Source organism: Mesorhizobium sp. M7A.F.Ca.ET.027.02.1.1 (assembly GCF_004022985.1).
In the GTDB taxonomy this organism is placed as follows: domain Bacteria; phylum Pseudomonadota; class Alphaproteobacteria; order Rhizobiales; family Rhizobiaceae; genus Mesorhizobium.
Genome location: NZ_RZOL01000083.1, coordinates 1 through 18,543, shown reverse-complemented (window position 1 = coordinate 18,543; position 18,543 = coordinate 1). Strand labels below are relative to the sequence as shown.

The 18,543-nt window shown below is 64.6% G+C and carries 17 protein-coding genes; 8 read left to right on the top strand and 9 right to left on the bottom strand.

Features of this window, described 5'->3' with window-relative positions:
• The coding region (locus EN749_RS12240) for an inverse autotransporter beta domain-containing protein (protein ID WP_189367480.1) at nt 1–2,048 on the bottom strand (2,048 nt) is incomplete at its 3' end.
• 258 nt (nt 2,049–2,306) lie between these two features.
• Here EN749_RS12240 and EN749_RS12235 point away from each other — a divergent pair.
• Nucleotides 2,307–2,873, top strand: coding sequence for an invasion associated locus B family protein (locus EN749_RS12235; RefSeq protein ID WP_245481823.1), 567 nt, complete (start codon nt 2,307–2,309; stop codon nt 2,871–2,873).
• A 68-nt stretch (nt 2,874–2,941) separates the two neighbouring features.
• Nucleotides 2,942–4,186 (top strand): Xaa-Pro peptidase family protein, encoded by a 1,245-nt coding sequence (locus EN749_RS12230; protein ID WP_127808623.1) that lies wholly within the window; start codon nt 2,942–2,944, stop codon nt 4,184–4,186.
• Between the two features lie 155 nt (nt 4,187–4,341).
• Here the strand turns inward: EN749_RS12230 and EN749_RS12225 are convergent, their stop codons facing one another.
• The 5 genes from EN749_RS12225 to EN749_RS12205 form a co-directional block, all read right to left on the bottom strand.
• Complete coding sequence (locus tag EN749_RS12225; protein ID WP_128363227.1) at nt 4,342–5,778, bottom strand: amidase; 1,437 nt, start codon at nt 5,776–5,778, stop codon at nt 4,342–4,344.
• 200 nt (nt 5,779–5,978) lie between these two features.
• Entirely contained in the window at nt 5,979–7,070 is a 1,092-nt protein-coding gene (locus EN749_RS12220; protein ID WP_127808619.1) for a Gfo/Idh/MocA family oxidoreductase, read from the bottom strand.
• Between the two features lie 262 nt (nt 7,071–7,332).
• Nucleotides 7,333–8,496, bottom strand: a complete 1,164-nt coding sequence (locus EN749_RS12215) for an ABC transporter substrate-binding protein (RefSeq protein WP_127808617.1) — start codon at nt 8,494–8,496, stop codon at nt 7,333–7,335.
• A 71-nt stretch (nt 8,497–8,567) separates the two neighbouring features.
• A complete protein-coding gene (locus tag EN749_RS12210) occupies nt 8,568–9,428 on the bottom strand; it encodes an ABC transporter permease (protein WP_127808615.1) in 861 nt (286 codons plus the stop codon).
• On the bottom strand, nt 9,425–10,252 hold the full coding sequence (locus EN749_RS12205; protein ID WP_128363226.1) for an ABC transporter ATP-binding protein: 828 nt from the start codon (nt 10,250–10,252) through the stop codon (nt 9,425–9,427). Before EN749_RS12205 ends, EN749_RS12210 begins: the two co-directional genes overlap by 4 nt.
• Before the next feature lie 335 nt (nt 10,253–10,587).
• On the opposite strand from EN749_RS12205, the gene EN749_RS12200 reads away from it, so the two are divergent.
• Together EN749_RS12200 and EN749_RS12195 are read left to right on the top strand one after the other, a co-directional pair.
• On the top strand, nt 10,588–11,532 hold the full coding sequence (locus EN749_RS12200; RefSeq protein ID WP_127808611.1) for a MurR/RpiR family transcriptional regulator: 945 nt from the start codon (nt 10,588–10,590) through the stop codon (nt 11,530–11,532).
• A 114-nt stretch (nt 11,533–11,646) separates the two neighbouring features.
• Nucleotides 11,647–13,497, top strand: a complete 1,851-nt coding sequence (locus EN749_RS12195; protein ID WP_245491363.1) for an NAD(P)/FAD-dependent oxidoreductase — start codon at nt 11,647–11,649, stop codon at nt 13,495–13,497.
• A 93-nt stretch (nt 13,498–13,590) separates the two neighbouring features.
• On the opposite strand, the gene EN749_RS12190 is transcribed toward EN749_RS12195, so the two are convergent.
• A complete protein-coding gene (locus EN749_RS12190; protein WP_128363225.1) occupies nt 13,591–14,823 on the bottom strand; it encodes an amidohydrolase/deacetylase family metallohydrolase in 1,233 nt (410 codons plus the stop codon).
• A 28-nt stretch (nt 14,824–14,851) separates the two neighbouring features.
• A complete protein-coding gene (locus EN749_RS12185; RefSeq protein ID WP_027037525.1) occupies nt 14,852–15,217 on the bottom strand; it encodes a RidA family protein in 366 nt (121 codons plus the stop codon).
• A gap of 221 nt (nt 15,218–15,438) precedes the next feature.
• On the opposite strand from EN749_RS12185, the gene EN749_RS12180 reads away from it, so the two are divergent.
• Nucleotides 15,439–15,924, top strand: a complete 486-nt coding sequence (locus EN749_RS12180) for a hypothetical protein (RefSeq protein ID WP_127408814.1) — start codon at nt 15,439–15,441, stop codon at nt 15,922–15,924.
• A gap of 9 nt (nt 15,925–15,933) precedes the next feature.
• Here EN749_RS12180 and EN749_RS12175 read toward each other — a convergent pair whose 3' ends face one another.
• The gene (locus tag EN749_RS12175) at nt 15,934–16,191 is read right to left on the bottom strand and encodes a hypothetical protein (RefSeq protein ID WP_128363224.1); all 258 of its coding nucleotides are present in this window, start codon (nt 16,189–16,191) and stop codon (nt 15,934–15,936) included.
• Between EN749_RS12175 and EN749_RS12170 the strand changes: the two genes are divergently transcribed.
• From EN749_RS12170 to EN749_RS12160, 3 genes are all read left to right on the top strand, one after another.
• Nucleotides 16,190–16,987 carry a hypothetical protein gene (locus EN749_RS12170; protein ID WP_127399181.1) on the top strand — a complete coding sequence of 266 codons (798 nt, stop codon included), beginning with the start codon at nt 16,190–16,192 and terminating at the stop codon, nt 16,985–16,987. The genes EN749_RS12175 and EN749_RS12170 overlap by 2 nt on opposite strands.
• A gap of 171 nt (nt 16,988–17,158) precedes the next feature.
• Nucleotides 17,159–17,836, top strand: a complete 678-nt coding sequence (locus EN749_RS12165) for a winged helix-turn-helix domain-containing protein (protein ID WP_127383177.1) — start codon at nt 17,159–17,161, stop codon at nt 17,834–17,836.
• Nucleotides 17,833–18,543 (top strand): HAMP domain-containing protein (locus tag EN749_RS12160; protein ID WP_128363223.1); only part of this gene is annotated, 711 nt, incomplete at its 3' end. The genes EN749_RS12165 and EN749_RS12160, both read left to right, overlap by 4 nt.

Sequence of the window (18,543 nt, the reverse complement as noted above, 5' to 3'; positions counted from 1 at the left end):
CCGACACCCAGTCCGGAGATGACGATGTTGCCGGCGACCACCGCCGCATTGACGCCGGCAAACGAGATGCCGTCGGCGCCGGGATTGGTGATGTTGATGTCGCCGAAGCGGATCGCCGCCGGCGAATCCGAAATGGCGATCGCCGGCCCGGTCGTGTTGGAGATCGTCGTCGCACCGTTGACGGTGAAGCTGCCCGCGACATTCTCGAGCACGACACCCGACGTGCCGCCGCTCTGGCTGATCGAGTCCAGCACGACATGAGCGGTGATCGGATCGATGAAGACGGCGGTGCCGCCATTGCCCGATACGGTGCCGCCGGTGGTTGTGAACGTCCCGCCGGTCGACGTGCCCTGCACGGTGATGCCGCGGTCAGTATTGTCCTGCGCATTGACGGTGGCGAAGGTGTAGGTGCCCTTGCCGCTGATATCGAGACCGTCGTCGAGATTACCCTGCAGCAGCGTCGTGCCGGTGAAATTGTAGGTGCCGTCGCCGTCGATGTGCAGGCCGTCGAGACCGTTGCCGGTGGCGGTGAAATTGGAGCCGGTGATGCCGGTCGAGCTGCCGGTGAAGTCGGCGCCGTTGCCGCCCGCACCGGTGACCGTCACATTGGTCAGCGTCGCGCCGGTGATGTTGTTGCCGAAAATGCCGTCGGCGCCGCCGGTGATGGTGATGCCGTTGAGCGTGTTGCCGTTGCCCAGCGTGATGACCGGGTTGGCGACGTTGGTGCCCTGGATCGTGCCGTCGCTGCCGCCCAGGTTGAAGGTGCTGGTGCCGCCGCCGAAAAGCCTGGCGGTGACGCTTTCGCCGCCGCCGATGACGGTCTGTCCATTGGCAAGCGTCACGCCGCCGGTCGTCAGATTGCCGTTGCCGCCAAGCGCGACGACAAAGCCGTTCGCACCCGACTTGGTCACGGCGTCGTCCAGAGTCGTCGGGTCGGCCAGCGTGCCGGCGCCGGCGAGGCCGCCATCGGCGAAATAGAACTTGCCGAAGGCGTCATTGGTGGCGGCGTTGATCGCGACACGCGTCGTCGAGCCGCCGGTCAGCGTCTGCGACTGGACGCGGACGCCGATATCGCCACGCACGCGTTCGTTGACGCGCTTGCGCAGGCCTTCGCTGACCGGATAGACCGGCTCCGGCCCGCTATCGGCCCCATTTTCGGCTCCATTGTCCGAGCCGCTGCCGGGATTGAACGGGATGTTCAGCCGCACACTGCCGGCGAACTGGGTGTCGTCGCGATTGTCGTTGCGGACCTCGCCGGCGAAGACCAGTTCCGTGTTGCTGCCGAAGACATCTCCGATCGTATACTCGAACCCGGCCTTGCCGCCGGTGACGCTGCCGTCGTCGCCGTGCGGGTCCTCGAAATGATAGCCGCCGATGTCGAGCCGCAGCGAATGCTTGTCGGGCAGGGCGACCGGCACCTGCGCACCGATCTCGCCCTCGATGCCCCACGCCGCGTAGTCGCGGTGGTCGAGGACCGAGATCTGCTCGATCAGCTGGTTGCTGACCATCGACAGGGTCGAGCTGGTCGAGTGATCCGTCGAATCGCCCTTGATCGGCAGATAGACGTTCACATGCGCATCGAAATGTGGCGTGATTGCCTCGGCGCCCAGCGTGGCCGCGGTGAACTGGGTGGAGTTGTAGTTCTCGAGGTTGAGATAGGCGTAGCCGCCGATCATCAGGTCCGGGTTGACGATGCGGCGAATGCCGAGGCCGACATCCTGGCCGGAACCATCCTTGAAATCATGCTTGGCCCGGACATCCAGGAACAGCACGGATTCGGCCGTCTGCTTGAGCGGGATGAAACCTTCGAGCGCGGCGTTGCCGCCATTGTTGTCGGCGCCGATGATGGCGCGGATCTGCGGCTGCCACAGGCCGTTCGGATCGGCATGGGCCGTCAGACCGGAAAGGCCGAGCGCCAGCGTCGTCAGCGCCGTCGTCTTCCAAAGATGCCTGGCGATTTGCGAACGGCGATAGCCAGCGCGAACGTGGAAATCCTCCCCACGCGCCGCTATCTCAACAACTTGCCGAGAAGTCTCGGTAGTTCCCATCCCTGGCGAGTCCTTCGGGGACTACACGCGCCCCGTGTAGATTCTTACTCGAATTCTATTGTATAGCGAGTCCTGGCCGATCCGATTTCTAGAGCTTTCCTGCAAAATTGCTCGCTGTGTCTGAAAGGCCACAGTAATTTCGCCGGCTTGCTTGCCTCCGGCTCGGCTTTCGGAATAGTCGCGAGTGTTGTATCAAGCCATGCTCGGGAGAATACCGGGGCGCGGCGAGGAAACATGCAAGGCATCCGGCAAAACAACATGGCACTTACTTTAGACAAGTCTAATTTACTTGGCATGGCCGCGGGGCTGGCCGCCCTCTGGCTTGGTCTGGCCGCCGGCCCAGCCCTTGCCGAAGATGCCAAGCCGGCCCAGCCAAAGCCGGCTGAAAGCAATGCAAAACCGGCCGATGCCAATCCGTGGGCAGTGAACTGCTCCTCCGGTTCGGCGACCACCGAGCTTCAGTGCCAGGTGTCGCAGAACCTGACGGAGGCCAAGACCGGGCAGCGCGTGCTGACCGTGACCGTGCGCCGCGACAACGGCAATGGCAGCCTCGCCATGCTGCTTGCCCTGCCGCACGGCCTGTTCCTGCCGTCCGGCGCCTCCTTCCAGATCGACCAGGGCCAGAAGACGACGATTGCCATCCAGACCAGCGACCAGAACGGCGCCTATGCCGCCACGCCGCTGTCGGCGGATCTCATCAAGGCCATGAAGTCCGGGACCAATCTGAACATCGGCATGGAATCGGTCACCCGCAAGCCGGTCACCATCCCGGTGTCGCTGGCCGGCTTCACCGCCGCCGTCGCCAAGCTGGAATCGATCAAGTAGCTGCTGTCAGCGGCTTGATTGTCGATGCCCGGAATGCTCCGTTGCCGCTTCGGACAGTGGAGAAACCCATGACAGGCTTTGTCGATCGCCAGCGCGCGGCGCAACTGATGGACCGCGCCGGCATCGAGGCGCTGGTGCTGTGCGCGCCCGAGGCTTTCCACTATGCGACCGGCGCCTCGATCGGCCCGTCGGGACTGTTCCGGCGCGCCGGCGCCGGCTTCGTCGTCATCCCCGCGGGCCAGGACCTGCCGATGGGCGTCGTGGTGGCGGATTTCAATGCGGGACAGCTGCAACTGGCTCTGTCGGATGCCGTCATCCGCAGCCACCCAATCTGGATCGAAACCGCCACGCTTGACGCCTCGACCGCAGGGCAAGGGCTGGCGCAACGCGTCGAGGCCGGCCTTGCCTCGTCTGGCCGGGCGCCTGGTTTTTCCCGGCCGGCAACATTCGAACTTGCCCGTTCCGTCCGCGAACTGAAGGAGATCCTGAGCGGGTTCGGACTTGAGCGCGCAAGGATCGGCGTCGATCTCGATTTTATTCCCGCCGCCGATCTCTCGGTCATGCAGGCGCTGCTGCCGGGCTGCACGATGGTCGACGGCTCGGCCGTGCTCGACAGGTTGCGGGCCATCAAGTCGCCGCGCGAGATCGATCTGCTCCAGCAAGGCATCATCCTGTCGGAAGCCGGGCTGGAGCGGCTGCAGGTCGATGCCATGGCCGGCATGCGTCAGGGCGATCTCATTGCCCTCTATCGGCAAGGCGTCGCCACGGCCGCGTCCGGCCTGTCCCATCCGGTCGCCACAGCCGAATATGTGACGCTGGGCGCGAAGGCCAAAAGCACCGATGCGAAAGCCATGCCTGGCGATCCGCTGAAGTGCGACATGGTCTGCACGGTCGGCGGCTACGCCTCCGACATGTCGCGCAATTTCACCTTCGGATCGCCATCCGCCGAGCAGGCCGAACTGCACGCGATCGCCGAGCGGGCCTTTGACGACGGGCTGGCCGCGCTTGTTCCGGGAGCCACGCTCGCTCACGTGCATCGCGTCGCCACCGACAGCCTGGCGCGGCAAGGGCTGCGCACCTACCGCCGCGGTCATTTCGGCCATGGCGTCGGCCAGTCGGTCTTCTCGGAGCAATGGCCGTTCATCGCCGCCGATAGCGATGTCGTCATCGAAGCCGGCATGGTGCTGGCCTTCGAGATCCCGCTCTACATAGACGGCCTCGCCAGCTTCAATCTCGAGGACCAGTTCCTGATCACGCCGGACGGGCCTGTCGCCATGAACCGCCTGCCGAGGCGGCTGGAGAGGATTGGATAGCCGGCTTTGAGTCTGCACGCTGGAGGTTGGCCGAAGCCTCCCCACCTTCGTCATCCACGGGCGGAGCAGGAGCGAAGCTCCGTCGCGGAGACCCGAGGATGACGAAGCGATGGGCGATTTGGCCAATCTCGAAGCCGCGCGCCATCCGCCAGCACCTAACCACTCACCGGTGGCCGCCGATCGCTCCACGGCATCTCCTGCTCCAGCTGCGCCGACGCGGCCAGCACCGTTGCCTCGTCACCGTAGCGGCCGACCAGTTGCACGCCGATCGGCACGCCGTCTTTCGACCAGCCGAGCGGCAGCGAGATCGCCGGCTGGCCGGAGATGTTGAAGGGGAACGCAAACACCGAATCCGCCCACTTGGCGTTGTAGCGGTCGATGTCCGTCTCCGACATGTCGTAATAGCCGAACGGACGCGGCAGCTGCGTCAGGGTCGGGGTGATGAAGAGATCGTAGGCGCAGAGGTCGCCGACGATGTCGCGGCCGACCTGCCTGAGCTGTTCGACATCGGAGATGTGCCTGGTGCCGCTGGTCGAGCGGCCGCGCTCGATGATTGCCCAAGTCACCGCCTCGACATCGCTTGGCGTCACCGGCCGGCCGATCACCGTTTCAAGGTAGTCGAACGTCGCCGCCGTCTGCACGCAGGTCATGTTGGTGTAGGTCTTCCACACAGCGTTCGCGTCGAGCGGCATATCGTGCTCCTCGACGTCGTGGCCGAGCCGCTCGAGCGCAGCCACGGTTGCCAGCACCGCCGCCTTCACCTCCGCATCGATCGCCGTGCCGTTGGGTGGCGTGACGGAAAAGCCGATGCGCAGCTTCTTTGGCGCCCGTGCCGACAGGCTGAGCCAAGAACCATCGGGCACCGGCGGCGTATAGGGGTCGCCCGGCAGCGCGCCGGCAACCGCGTCGAGATAGGCCGCCGTGTCGCGCACGGTGCGCGAGCAGCACAGGAAGTACGCGCCGCCATACCAATAGTCGCCGAACGGCGCGAGGCTGACGCGGCCGCGCGACGGTTTCAGGCCGACGATGCCGCAGCAGGAGGCCGGAATGCGGATCGAGCCGGCGCCATCGCTGGCCTCGGCGATCGGCACCATGCGCGAAGCGATGGCCGCGGCAGCGCCGCCGCTCGAGCCGCCGGGCGTGATGCCTTCCTTCCACGGGTTCTTCGTCACACCGTAGAGTTTTGGTTCCGTCGTGATCGACCAGCCATTCTCCGGCGCGTTCGACTTGCCGACCAGCACCAGCCCGGCCGCCTTCATGCGGCGAACGACCTCGGTGTCGAAATCGGCAACGACATCCCTGAGGTAGAATGAGGAGTTGGTGTTCGGTGCCCCGGTCCAGGACGAGGCCAGCTCCTTGAGCAGGAACGGCACGCCGGCGAAGGGCGCTGATGTGTCGACCGTCTCGGCCTGCGCCCGCGCCATGTCGTAGAGGCGATGGATGACCGCATTGAGCGCCGGGTTGAGCCGCTCGACCAGCGTGATCGCCGCCTCGACCAGTTCCGCCGGTGAAACGTCGCCCCGCTTCACAAGTGCCGCAAGGTCGAGCGCGTCGGACTCGGCATAGGTTTTCAGCAGACTGTCGGTGACCATGTCTCTCTCCCGTCGTTCGTTGATCTTGCCAACGTTGGCGCGCCCCTCATCCGCCTGCCGGCACCTTCTCCCCGTATAGTGACGGGGAGAAGGGAGACGCTCCAACGCTGACGACCCCCTCTCCCCGTTCTTCACGGGGAGAGGGTAAGGGTGAGGGGCAGCGCCGGCCTGAAACGATTGCCGCCAGCAGCCGGATTGCGTCAGGCCAGGTCGATGGTCCGTCCCAGTGCGATGCTCTGTTCGGCGGCCAGCACGATGCGCAGGCTGTTGACCGCCGCATCCATCTGCTCGGTCAAATCGAGATCCTCGCGGATGGCGCGCATGAAGAAGGCCTGCTCGCGGTCGCAGAGCTCCTGGTGACCGGGCTCGTCCTCCATGCTGACGATCTCGTCGGGCTTCGAGAAATTCTTGTTGCCGTCGACCGCGGCATAGTGGATCTTCAGGGCATCGGTCTTGGTGTGGCGGTCGATGTCGGCGGAGCTCGAAACCTCTGCAAGTTCGGCAGCATTGCTTGCCTGCTGGCCGGCGACGATCGACACCGCGCCCTTGGGGCCGACCACGTCCTTCACGAAATAGGCCGTTTCGCTCATCATCGGGCCCCAGCCCGCCTCGTACCAGCCGACCGAGCCGTCATCGAAGGTGACGTGCAGGTGGCCGTAATTCTGCTTGTCGGCCTCCGCCCAGAGCTTGGCGCCGATGCCATGCACGCGCACCGGCTTGGCGCCGGTTAGCTGGCACATGACGTCGACATAGTGGACGCCGCAATCGACGATCGGGATCAGCGAATCGATCAGGTTCTTGTGCCAGTGCCAGGCGCTGCCGCTGCTCTGCTGGTTGAGGTTGAGCCGCATCACCAGCGGCTTGCCGAGCGTCTTCCCGACCTCGATGAACTTGATCCATGACGGGTGGACGCGCAGGATATAGCCGAGCACCAGCTTGCGGTTCTTCGCCCGCGCCGCCGCGACAACCTTCTCGGCATCCTCATTGTTGGTGGCGAGCGGCTTTTCCATGAACACATGGCAGTTGGCGGCGATTGCCTTCAGCGCATATTCGGCGTGGGTGTTCGGCCAGCTGTTGATCGACACCGCGTCCGGTTTTGTTTCCTTCAGCGCCTGGTCGAAATCCTCGTAGAGTGGGTAGCCGGCTAACTCTCCCGGAATCTTCGTGTTGCTCTTGATCGAGCGGCTCATAATGCCGACGATCTCAAAACCGTCGAGCCGGTGATACGCGCTGGCATGCGACGCACCCATATTGCCGAGACCCACCACCAGCACTTTTACCTTGTCGGACACCGCTGCCTCCCAAATTCTTGATTAAATCACGGGCGGCGCTGTTGCCGTCGCCCGCATGTTTATCCAGGACAATCACCTTAGGTTGGCGCCGCCCCTCATTGCCCTGCCGGGCATTTCTCCCCGTATAGTGACGGGGAGAAAGGGCTGGCCGCAATGTTGGCGATTGGCGAAATCATCAACGACAGCGTCCCCTCGCCCCGTTTACGGGGAGAGGATGCAGGCAGGCAGGTGAGGGGCGGCGCTGACCTGGACATTGTCAGCCCTACTTCACCGCTGAATCGAACAGATGCGCCTTGATCTTCTCGACATCGAGCGCGGCAAAGCCTTCCGACAGCTTGTACCCGTCGGCATCGGCCTTGACCTTGGCCTTGTCGAAATCATTGGCCGGGCCGATCAAATCATTGGTGCAGACATCCTCGGCCTTCACCGGAGCGGTGATCTGGCCGATCTTGTGGATCTCGTCGAAGAAGCCCTGCCAGCTCGCCATGTCGTGCGAGCCCCAGCCGCCGCGTTTGTCCATGTCGCCGCGGAAGACGTTGATCTGCTGCAGGATCGAGGTGGTGCCAAGCTCCGGCCCGAGATTCTTGGCCAGCGTCGGGAACTGCTCGAACACCGCTTCGACCGCCGCGCGGGGATTCTGGTAGCCGAATTCGAGGCCCATCGCCCAGCCGCGCAGGTACTTTTCCAGCAACGCCTTCTTGTCGGCGTCCTCCAGATCGGCGGCGCGCACGACGAAAGTATTGGCCGGCAGCTTTGAGTTCTGCACGCCGAGCCAGTATTCGAAGTCGAGCCCCTTGGCGATCCATTCGGCGCGCAGGCCTTCCCACGACAGGGCAGCGTCGCCCTGGCCGCCGGCAAGAGCCGTGCCCCATGTCGGCCAGCCGGCTTCGACATATTTGACCTTCTTGATGTCGACGCCCTGCGCCGCCAGCAGCGGGTCGGTGATCGACTGCCAGGCGGCGGAGCCGAGCAGTATGGTCTTGCCTTCCAGCTTCTTCAGATCGTTCGATCCCTCGCCCTTGCGGAAGGCGATGCTGAACGTGTCGCGGGCGCCCATATGGAACACCGACTTCAGCTTCATGCCGTTCTGGATGGCGAAAGAGAACACGCCGGGCGACGGGAAGCCCATATCGGCCTGGCCGACATCGACGAACTTCACCGTCGCGGTGCCGTCCGACGGCCCCGGCTGCATGTCGGTGTCCAGCCCATCGAAATAGCCAGCCTTCTTGGCTGCCCAGTAGGGATAGTCGTCGAGCACTTCGAGCGTGCCGCGCGGCGAGATCCAGGTGAATTTTCCGTAGGGTTCGGCCCTGGCCCTGAGGCCGGTGGCGCCAAGCGCCGTCGCGGTCACCAGCCCGGCGCCGGTCACCTGCAGGAAAGTGCGGCGGCTGATCCCCGCCGGGTTGGTCGAGAAATTATTGGTCATGGCATTCCCCTTTTTTGTTTGATGTCAGTCTCTTGCCGCCCGCCTCCCGGGCGCCGTCTGTACTTTTGTGTTCAAGCCTCCCAGCTCGCCCATTTCTTGCCGATCAGGAAGAACAGCACGTAGATCAGGATGCCGAGCGTCGACAGGATCAGCACCACGGCGAAGAACTGCGGCATCTGGATCATCGACGAATAGGTGGTCAGCCGGTTGCCGAGGCCGAAGCCGCCGCCGACCATTTCGGCGCCGACCGCGGTCAGCAGGCCGAAGATGGCGCCGATCATCAGCCCGACCAGGATCATCGGCAGCGCCATCGGCGCACGGATCTTCCAGAAGATCTGCAGGGTGCTGGCGCCATAGGAGCGTGCCAGCGCGATCTTGGCGCTGTCGACGCGGCGAAAGCCCGTCGCCGCATTGATCATCACCATCGGCCCGGCGGCCAGCGCCACCGCGATGATGCGGGGCGTGTAGCCGAAGCCGAAGCGCAGGATCAGAAGCGGCACCAGTGCCAGCATCGGCGTGGTGACCAGAAGCAGGATGTAGGGCGCGACGATCTTCTCGGCGAACGGAAACTGGGTGATGACGGCGGCCAGCACCAGGCCGACGATCGCGCCGATGGTGAAGCCGGACACCAGCTCGACCAGCGTGTAGCCGAGATGCGGCGCGATCAGCGGGAACTCGTCGAACAGCGCATAGGCGATCGAGCTCGGCGGCGGCATGATGTAGAGCGGCACGTGGAACAGCCGCAGCGCCAGTTCGATGCCGCCGATGATGATCACCGCCACGGCAAGAATGGCTGCCACCTCCTTGCCCGACTTGATGCCGGGGCCGCTGGCGAAGGCTGACAGATTGGTCAGGCTGACCTCCTGGCCATCGCCCGACTTGGCACCCGACTTGGACTTCGAGAATTCCGGAATGGCGTCGCCTCCGCTCACGGCCTGATCCTCACGATCTCTGCGCTCGGGCGCTCCGGCGTTTTTGGCCGCGTGCGTTCGCCGACAATGTCCATCTTGATCCGGTTGGTGAGGTCGAAGACCTCCTTCGTCGCCATGATCTCCAGCGAGCGCGGCCGCGCAAACGGCACGCGATATTCCTTGGCGACACGACCCGGCCGGGCGCTCAGCACCACCACCCGGTCGGAGAGGAAGATCGCCTCCTCGATCGAGTGGGTGATGAAGGCGATGGTGGTCTTGGTGTCGAGCCAGATCTCCTCGACCAGCCGGTTCATCTCCTCGCGGGTGAAGCTGTCGAGCGCGCCGAACGGCTCATCCATCAAAAGCACCGAGGGTTTGAGCGCCAGCGCCCGCACGATCGCCGCGCGCTGTTGCATGCCGCCAGACAGCTCGCGCGGAAACTTGCCGCCGAAGCCGTCGAGCCCGACGCGGTTGAGCAGATGCGCGATCCACGCCCGGTCCGGCTTTTCGCCCTTGATCTCGAAGGGGAAACGGATGTTGGCGTCGAGATTGCGCCACGGCAAAAGGTTCGCTTCCTGGAAGACGATGCCGATATCGGGATGCGGGCCGGTGATGGTCTTGCCGTCGAGCCGGATCTCGCCGCTGGTCAGGCTGTGCAGGCCCGACATCGACCACAAAAGGGTCGTCTTGCCGCAACCGGAAGGACCGACGATCGAGACGATTTCATTGGCGCTGACATCGAGGCTGCAGCGGTCCAGCGCCAGCAGGTCGCCGGAGGCCGTGTGGTAGATCTTGGTCGCTGCCTGCACGCCAAGCTTCGGGTTTTTTGCATCGCCCGTATTCATCTGCCCCCCGGGAAGACTGCGCGATGATCCATTGGCTCATCTCCAGCGAAAATCAGTCTGTAACTATCCTACTTTCCTGTCAAGCACGAGCGCTGGTACCCGTATCACAAAAATGGATGGTAATAGCTATCCGATTGTTTTTATGATATTTTCATGGCCTTGAAATACGTGTTGCTTTCCTACATACTTCCGAATTCACGCGGACCGAAGGAAGCAGAGAAGGTGCGGTTTCCCCAACGACACGCTACGGTTGCTATGCGGACCGGCACGTGGAGCCATGGCGTGCAAACATGCTAAGACGTCAGCCTCGCAACCCAGGGAAAGACCAGGACCCCATGACCGAAGCTGGCAGCCAGGACGAGCCTGATCCAGGCCATGATGTGGAGGGGCGCGATCATGTCCGGCGCATCCCCGACATCATCTCGCTGGTCAAGGATTCCTACAGCGAGTTGCGCCCAGCCGAACGGCGTGTCGCCGATGTCGTGCTCGACGATGTCAAATATGCCGTCGACGCCTCCAATGCCGCCCTTGCCCAGCGTGCCGGGGTCAGCGAACCGACGGTGACCCGGTTCTGCCGCGCCATCGGCTGCGAGGGCGTGCGCGACTTCAAGCTGAAGCTGGCGCAGAGCCTCGTCGTCGGTGCGCTCTATCTCGCCAAGTCACCTTCCGTCAGCAATGACAATGGCATGCCGTTCTGGAACGCCGTTTTCGGCGAGGCGCGCCGGGCGCTGCAGGAAGCCGAGCGGCAGCTCGACCCGGCGCAGTTGCAGAAGGCGGCCGAGCTGATCGCCAAGGCGCGCCAGGTCACGGTCTTCGGCCTCGGCGGCAGCTCCTCGGCGCTGGCGCAGGAAACCCAGTACCGGCTGTTCCGCTACGGCATCACCGTCAGCGCCCAGTGCGACCCCTATCTGATGCGCATGACTGCCTCGACGCTCAAGCCCGGCGATCTGGTGATCGCCATTTCGGCGACGGGACGCACCCGCGAGGTGATCGAGGCCGTCGAACTAGCCAAGCACTATCGCGCCAATGCGATCGCCGTGACCGCGCCCGACACCGAACTCGCCCGCGCCTGCGACGTCAGGCTGACGGTGGCGGTGCCCGAATATCCCGACACACTGAAGCCGACGGCGTCGCGCTTCGCCTTCCTGGCGGCGATCGACCTTTTGGCGGTGGCCTCCGCCTACAAGCTCGACGGATCGGCCCGCGAGACGGTGCGCCGCATCAAATACAACGCCCAGATCCACCGCACCGGCAAGGAGATGGAGCCGCTGGGGGATTAGCTCCCTTCTCCCCGTTCACGGGGAGAAGGTGCCGGCAGGCGGATGAGGGGCGGCGCCGAGTTCAACAATTGATGATCCCAACTTGGATTGGGCGCATGCACAAAGAGGAAAGAAATGCTCGAAATAGCACCGACGAAACAGGCAGCCGCATGGCTCGAATCCTTGGCGCAGGCGCTCGCAGCCGGCGACGTGGCCGCTGCGAGCAACCTGTTCGTCGACGATTGCTACTGGCGCGATCTCCTGACCTTCACCTGGAACATCACCACCATGGAAGGCCGCGAGGCGATCGCCGACATGCTGGGGTCGACGCTGGCGACGGCCAGGCCCAAGGCATGGCAGCTGATCGGCGAGGCGATCTCGGACGATGGCACCATCGAGGCGTGGTTCAGCTTCGAAACCGCGGTGGCCAGGGGAGAGGGCATCATACGGCTGCGCGACGGCCACTGCCGCACGCTGTTCACGGCAATGACGGACCTGAAAGGGTTCGAGGAGCGCAAGGGAGCGAAGCGGCCGCTTGGCGTGCGCCACAAGGCCGATCCCAGGCGCGAGACCTGGTCGGAGGCGCGGGCGCGCGAGACGCGCGAGCTCGGCACTGATGAACAGCCCTACTGCCTGGTCATCGGCGGCGGCCAGGGCGGCATCATGCTGGGGGCGCGGCTGCGCCAGCTCGGCGTGCCCATCATCATCATCGAGAAGAATGCGCGGCCGGGCGATTCCTGGCGCAACCGCTACCGCACGCTCGTGCTGCACGACCCGGTCTGGTACGACCATCTGCCCTACATTCCCTTCCCCGAAAACTGGCCGGTGTTCACGCCCAAGGACAAGATGGGCGACTGGCTGGAAATGTACACGCGCGTCATGGAGCTCAATTACTGGGTCGCCACCAAATGTCTCAGCGCGTCCTATGATGAGGCCGAAAAAGTCTGGACCGTGGTCGTCGACCGCGTCGGCCGCCAGATCACGCTGAAGCCGAAGCACATCGTCTTCGCCACCGGCGCCTACGGTCCGCCACGGCGGATCGATCTGCCGGGCGCCGACCGGTTCAAGGGCGAGTTGCTGCACTCCAGCCAGTATGCCAGCGGCGACAAATTCCGCGGCAGACGAGTCGCGGTCATCGGCGCGGCAAGCTCCGGCCACGATGTCTGCGTCGACCTCTGGGAAAGCGGCGCCGAGGTCACAATGATCCAGCGTTCGCCGACGACGGTGGTCAAATCGGACACGCTGATGGAAGTCGGCTTCGAGATCTTCTCGGAAGACGCACTGGCACGCGGCATCACCACCGAGAAGGCCGACATGATCGTCGCCTCGACGCCGTTCGCACTGGTGCCCAAGGGCCAGCGGGCGCTCTACGAGGTGATCAAGGCGCGCGACGCGGCCTTTTACGACCGCCTGCGCGCCGCCGGCTTCGCCCTCGATTTCGGCGACGACGAGACCGGCCTTCTGATGAAGGCCTACCGCACCGGCTCCGGCTACTATATCGATGTCGGCGCTTCCGACCTGATCATCGACGGCAAGATCGGCATCCGCAGCGGCGTCGCCATCAAGTCGCTGACCCCGAGCGGCATCCTGTTCGAGGACGGCAGTGAACTCGCCACCGACGCCATCATCGCCTGCACCGGCTATCAGTCGATGAACGAGACGGTGGCTTCGATCGTCTCGCGCGAAGTCGCCGACAAGGTCGGCCCCTGCTGGGGGCTTGGCTCGGGCGTCAAGGGCGATCCCGGACCCTGGCAAGGCGAGTTGCGCAACATGTGGAAGCCGACCGCGCAGGAAGCGCTGTGGTTCCACGGCGGCAATCTGGCGCTGTCGCGCTTCTATTCGAAATATGTGGCGCTGCAGATCAAGGCGCGGATGGAAGGCATTGAGACGCCGGTTTACGGAAAGCCGAGCAATTCAGGCGCTGCTGATCTCCCCCCTCAAGGGGGAGATGTCGCCGAAGGCGACAGAGGGGGTCGCCGCGCGTAGAGCGCCAGCCTCCATCTGCCGCAAGGAGGTCGCATCCAGTCGAACCGACCCCCTCTGGCCTGCCGGCCATCTCCCCCTCAAGGGGGAAGATCGCTAATTGTGCCGATGCCCGAAATGCCTCGCCGCAACCTCGACATGCGTATGCGATGCCTGCGCCACGAAACGCTCGGTCTCGTTGTGATCAGCCGCCTCGTTCGGCCACCAGGTGCCACCAATAACGATGCCTTCCGACACCAGCCTCTGGTCGGCGACCAATGACGCGCCGACCGCGTCGACGAAGGTGAAGCGGCCCGGGCGCTGCCGGAGCACAGCGACATCGCCGACAGTGCCCACCGCCAGCGTGCCCAGATCAGGCCGCGCGATCGCCTGCGCCGGCGCTTGCGTCGCGGCGCGCAGGACCTCGACCAGCGGCATGCCGAGCGCCAGCAGCTTCGACATGCAGACCAGTATGTCGAAGGCGGGACCGTCGACACAGTAGAGATGCACGTCGCTCGAGATCACGTCCGGCGCCAGTCCTTCCTCGAGCATGGCGCGGGCAACGGCGAAATCGAACGAGCCCATGCCGTGGCCGATGTCGAAGATGACGCCGCGCTCGCGCGCCAGCCGCATGTCCGGCCGCACCGCGCCGGAAGCAAATACCGGCGCATTGGGAAACGGCCGGAAGCAGTGGGTGAGAATGTCGCCCCTGCGCAGCCGCGGCAGCACCTCCGAGCGGCCGGGCGGCGGCTCGTCTATATGCGCCATCAGCGGCAGGCCGGCCTGGTCGGCGGCCTCCAGCGCCAGATCCACCGGGGCGATGCCGCTGGTGCCGCCGGCATGCTTGCCGGAGCGGACTTTTACGCCGACCACGACATCGCGGTGTTCACGCACCGCCGCGACCACCTCGCGCGGCTCGCACAGCCTGAGGTCGCTGCACTCGCCGACCGACACTGTCTGCGAGAAGCCGAAAATGCCGGCAAAGGAAATGTTGACATAGGCCAGGATGCGGACCTTCGACCGCTCCATGACATGGCGGCGGAAGCCGAGGAAATTGCCGGCGCCGGCACTGCCCGCATCGATGAAGGTGGTGGTGCCGCTCTTGGCGGCCAGCCGGTCGGCATCGACGCCAAGCGACGTGCCGCCCCAATAGACGTGGCTGTGCAGGTCGACCAGGCCCGGCGTGACGATGCAGCCGCCGGCATCGACGATCTGCGCTGCGCTGTCCGCCGGGATATCGGCATCGACTGCGGCAACGCGGCCATTGGCGATGGCGACATCGCGCGGCGCGTCGAGGCCAGCGGCCGGATCGATCAGCCGTCCGCCCTTCAGCAGGAGGTCGAATTGCATTGCGGTCACCTCCGCTTCGTTGCTTTGCCTACAGAGGCCGGTAAGCGACCGCCTCGACTTCGATCTTGATGTCGATCATCAGCCGCGATTCGACCGTGGTGCGGGCCGGCGGGTCTTTGGGGAAATGCCGGGCATAGACCGCGTTGAAGGCGCCGAAATCGCGCGCATCTTCCAGCCAAACCGTGGTCTTCACCACATCGTCCATGGTGCAGCCGGCCAGCGCCAGCGCGGCCTTGATGTTGGCGAGCACCTGCTCGGTCTGTTCCGATATGCCGCCCTTGACCACGATGCCGTCGCTGCCGACGGGAACCTGGCCCGAGACATAGACGAGATCGCCGGCCCGCACGGCTGGCGACAACGGCACATGCGATGTTCCAAAACACTGTTTCGGCAAGGGACAAGCCTCCTCTGATGACAGGACGGGGTGCCATGGCGGCGCCCGCTTCGATCGACATTTACGCCGATCGGGGCGATCCTCATAGGGGCCTTGTTGGAAAGCAACATTCTTCGAAATCCGTGTTGCTTTATTACAGGAGCGCTTGCATCGTGCGCGCTGGCGGGCTGCCTTGTAGCCGCACCGCACAGACGCATTAGCCAGAGCGGAGACACCCAGCAATGACCTACGACAAGAACCCGTTTCCATCAGGCGATGCCGATCGCCACGCGCTCTGGGAAATGCTGGTGCGGCGCGACATCGACGCTTTCATCGGCCAGGACTGGGCCATGGTCGAGGATGATTTCGTCGCCGAGAGCTTCTTCGGCATGCACGCGCATTTCCTCAGCAATGCCGATGCCTGGCGGCTGCAGTTTCCAAGGCTGGACATCTACCGCGACGAATGGCTGCGCCAGGCCAGGGAGACGGCGGCGACCAAATTCGCCGAGCCGCTGCGCGAGGCGCTGTTTCGCGTCACCAACATGCGCGACATCGATGTCGACGGCGACCGCGCCGTGCTGCACAAGAAATTCGACGGCTCGGTTGCCAAGGCGGACGGCAGCGTCGACCGCCTGAAATGGCAGACGCTGTATTTCTGCAGCAAGGTCGGCGGCAGCTGGAAGATATCAGGCTTCGTCGGCTACATGCCGCATCCGCTCGGTAGCTAGAACCACCGATCACCAGAGCGCAGGATGGGTCGGGCCGAACGTGCGGCCCGGCACCGCGGCCGCCATCAGCGAGCCGTTGAACAGCGATGGCGGATGCAAGGCGACGCATTCCATCAAACGCATCGCCAGACATTGGCAATGCCTTTTGCGCCCATTCTTACGAATTTGTATGCCGCCGGACAGGCCGGTGTGAACTCGTTTGTTTACGATGCGCGGGGCGGATCGCCATCGCCCCGCCGCAACCGTCGACTTCTGGACTTCAGCCATGCTCGCGCCCAACAGGCAACAACCCGCCGCACCGAGCCACAACAGGGTTCCCGACGTCACCCTCGACTTCTGGCTGGTCAAGCTGATGGCGGTCACCACGGGCGAGACCGCGGCGGATTATCTTGCCGACACAATCGGGCTCGGGCTGACCGCCACCTCGCTGATCATGACCGGCATCCTGATCGCGGCCCTTGTCCTGCAGTTTACGCGGAAATGCTATGTGCCGTGGGCTTATTGGCCGGCGGTGGTGCTGATCAGCATCGTCGGCACGCTGGTGACGGACAGCCTCGTCGACAGTTTCGGCGTGCGCCTGCAGACGGCAACCATCGCCTTCTCGGTCGCGCTCGCCGCGACATTCGCGGTCTGGTACGCCAGCGAAAGGACGCTGTCGATCCACACCATCTTCACCACCAGGCGCGAGATCTTCTACTGGCTGGCGATCCTCTTGACCTTCGCGCTCGGCGCCGCCGCCGGCGACCTCGTCGCCGAAAGCTTCGACATGGACTACCTCACATCGGGGCTGCTGTTCGGCGGCGTCATCGCGCTGATAGCGCTCGCCTACTGGCTGCTCAGTCTCGACGGCATCCTGGCCTTCTGGCTCGCCTATATCCTGACGCGACCGCTTGGCGCTTCGTTCGGCGACCTGCTGTCGCGGTCGGCCAGGCATGGCGGCCTGGGTCTCGGCACCATCTTCACCAGCCTGCTCTTCCTTGGCTGTATCATTGCCCTCGTCCTGCACATGACCCTGAAGGAGGCAACCGACGAGGCCGATGAACTGTTGCTGGACCTGGACTGAAGCCTTGGCCTCGTCATCCGCGCGCGGAGCAAGGAGCGTAGCGACGCAGCGCGGACCCGACGATGACGAAGTTGGGAGAAGCCGCTCCGAATGCCTGCGCCTTCGTGACATCCTAGGAACAAGCCCGTGCCGGTGATAGCCTCTCCACCTCGGCAAAGGACCGGACCTTTCATGCGACTGCTTCTCGTCGAGGACGACCACAGGACGGCCGACTATATCGTCAGGGGACTGACCGAGGCCGGCCATGTCTGCGATTTGCTTCGCAACGGACATGACGCGCTGTTCGCGGCGACCCGGGGCAATTACGACGTGATCGTCGCCGACCGGATGATCCCCGGCCTCGACGGGCTGTCGATGATCAAGGCGGTGCGCGCCGCGGGCGTACGAACGCCCGCGATCTTTCTCACCTCCGTCGGCGGCATCGACGATCGCGTCGAGGGGCTGGAGGCCGGCGGCGACGACTATCTGGTCAAGCCCTTCGCCTTTTCCGAACTTCTCGCCCGCATCAACGCGCTTGGCCGGCGGCCGGCGGCGCAGGAGCAGAAAACCGTCCTGCGGGTCGCCGACCTCGAAATGGACCTGATCATGCGGCGGGTCACGAGGCGGGGCCAGCCGATCGACCTGCAGCCCAGGGAATTCAGCCTGCTGGAAGTGCTGATGCGCGGCGAAGGCCGCGTCATCACCCGGACCATGCTTCTGGAGCGCGTCTGGGATTTTCATTTCGATCCCAGGACCAGCGTCGTCGAGACCCATATCAGCCGGCTGCGGGCCAAGGTCGACAAGCCCTTCGAAACCCAGCTCATCCACACCGTCCGCAACACCGGCTACAGCCTGCACGCGCCGTCATGACCGGAACATGGTCCCGCCTGCTGCGCAGCACGCCGTTCCGGCTGGCCCTGACCTTCGCCTTCCTGTTCGTGCTCGCCTTCGTCCTGTCTGGCGCCATCGTCTACCAGATGATGAGCGCCGATCTTGCCGAGCGGCTCGACGACACCATCAAGGAGACCTACGCGGTCGTCGCCGCAACCTATGCCGAGAACGATCTCAAGGAGCTGGTCGAGACCGTCGGCAGCCACTCCCTGCGCAGCCTCAAAAAGGAGCAGCTGTTTTCGCTGACCGACGCGACGGGCAATCGCCTGGCCGGCAACTTCACCGCGGCAGGGCTTCCCGACGGCTTCTCGATGTTCGACACCGAAATGCCCGGCGTGCCGCCCGGCGCCGAGTACCGCGCCTATTCCGGCCCGGTCGGCGGCAACACCCTGACCGTCGCCTTCAGCCTTTCCGAGACGGAGGAGCTGGAGAGGATCGTGCTGATGAGCTTTGGCTGGGGAACCCTGATCATCACCGGGCTGGCGGTCGCCGGCGGCGCCCTGCTGGCCTCGCGGGTCCAGCGCCGTCTCGACGGCATTGCCGCCACCATGGTGGATGTCTCGCACGGACGGCTGGACACCCGCATTCCCCTGACCGGCAAGCGCGACGACATCGACATCGTCTCCAGCCAGGTCAATGCCGCGCTCGACCGCCTGTCGGCACTGGTCGAAGGCATGAAACAGGTC

Coding starts and splice junctions, on each gene's coding strand:
- EN749_RS12225 (WP_128363227.1), bottom strand. CDS start 5,778: ATGGTCACCGACAGTCTGCTGAAAACCTATGCCGAGTCCGACGCGCTC.
- EN749_RS12180 (WP_127408814.1), top strand. CDS start 15,439: ATGACCTACGACAAGAACCCGTTTCCATCAGGCGATGCCGATCGCCAC.
- EN749_RS12230 (WP_127808623.1), top strand. CDS start 2,942: ATGACAGGCTTTGTCGATCGCCAGCGCGCGGCGCAACTGATGGACCGC.
- EN749_RS12175 (WP_128363224.1), bottom strand. CDS start 16,191: ATGGCTGAAGTCCAGAAGTCGACGGTTGCGGCGGGGCGATGGCGATCC.
- EN749_RS12170 (WP_127399181.1), top strand. CDS start 16,190: ATGCTCGCGCCCAACAGGCAACAACCCGCCGCACCGAGCCACAACAGG.
- EN749_RS12165 (WP_127383177.1), top strand. CDS start 17,159: ATGCGACTGCTTCTCGTCGAGGACGACCACAGGACGGCCGACTATATC.
- EN749_RS12195 (WP_245491363.1), top strand. CDS start 11,647: ATGCTCGAAATAGCACCGACGAAACAGGCAGCCGCATGGCTCGAATCC.
- EN749_RS12215 (WP_127808617.1), bottom strand. CDS start 8,496: ATGACCAATAATTTCTCGACCAACCCGGCGGGGATCAGCCGCCGCACT.
- EN749_RS12235 (WP_245481823.1), top strand. CDS start 2,307: ATGGCACTTACTTTAGACAAGTCTAATTTACTTGGCATGGCCGCGGGG.
- EN749_RS12205 (WP_128363226.1), bottom strand. CDS start 10,252: ATGAATACGGGCGATGCAAAAAACCCGAAGCTTGGCGTGCAGGCAGCG.
- EN749_RS12200 (WP_127808611.1), top strand. CDS start 10,588: ATGACCGAAGCTGGCAGCCAGGACGAGCCTGATCCAGGCCATGATGTG.
- EN749_RS12190 (WP_128363225.1), bottom strand. CDS start 14,823: ATGCAATTCGACCTCCTGCTGAAGGGCGGACGGCTGATCGATCCGGCC.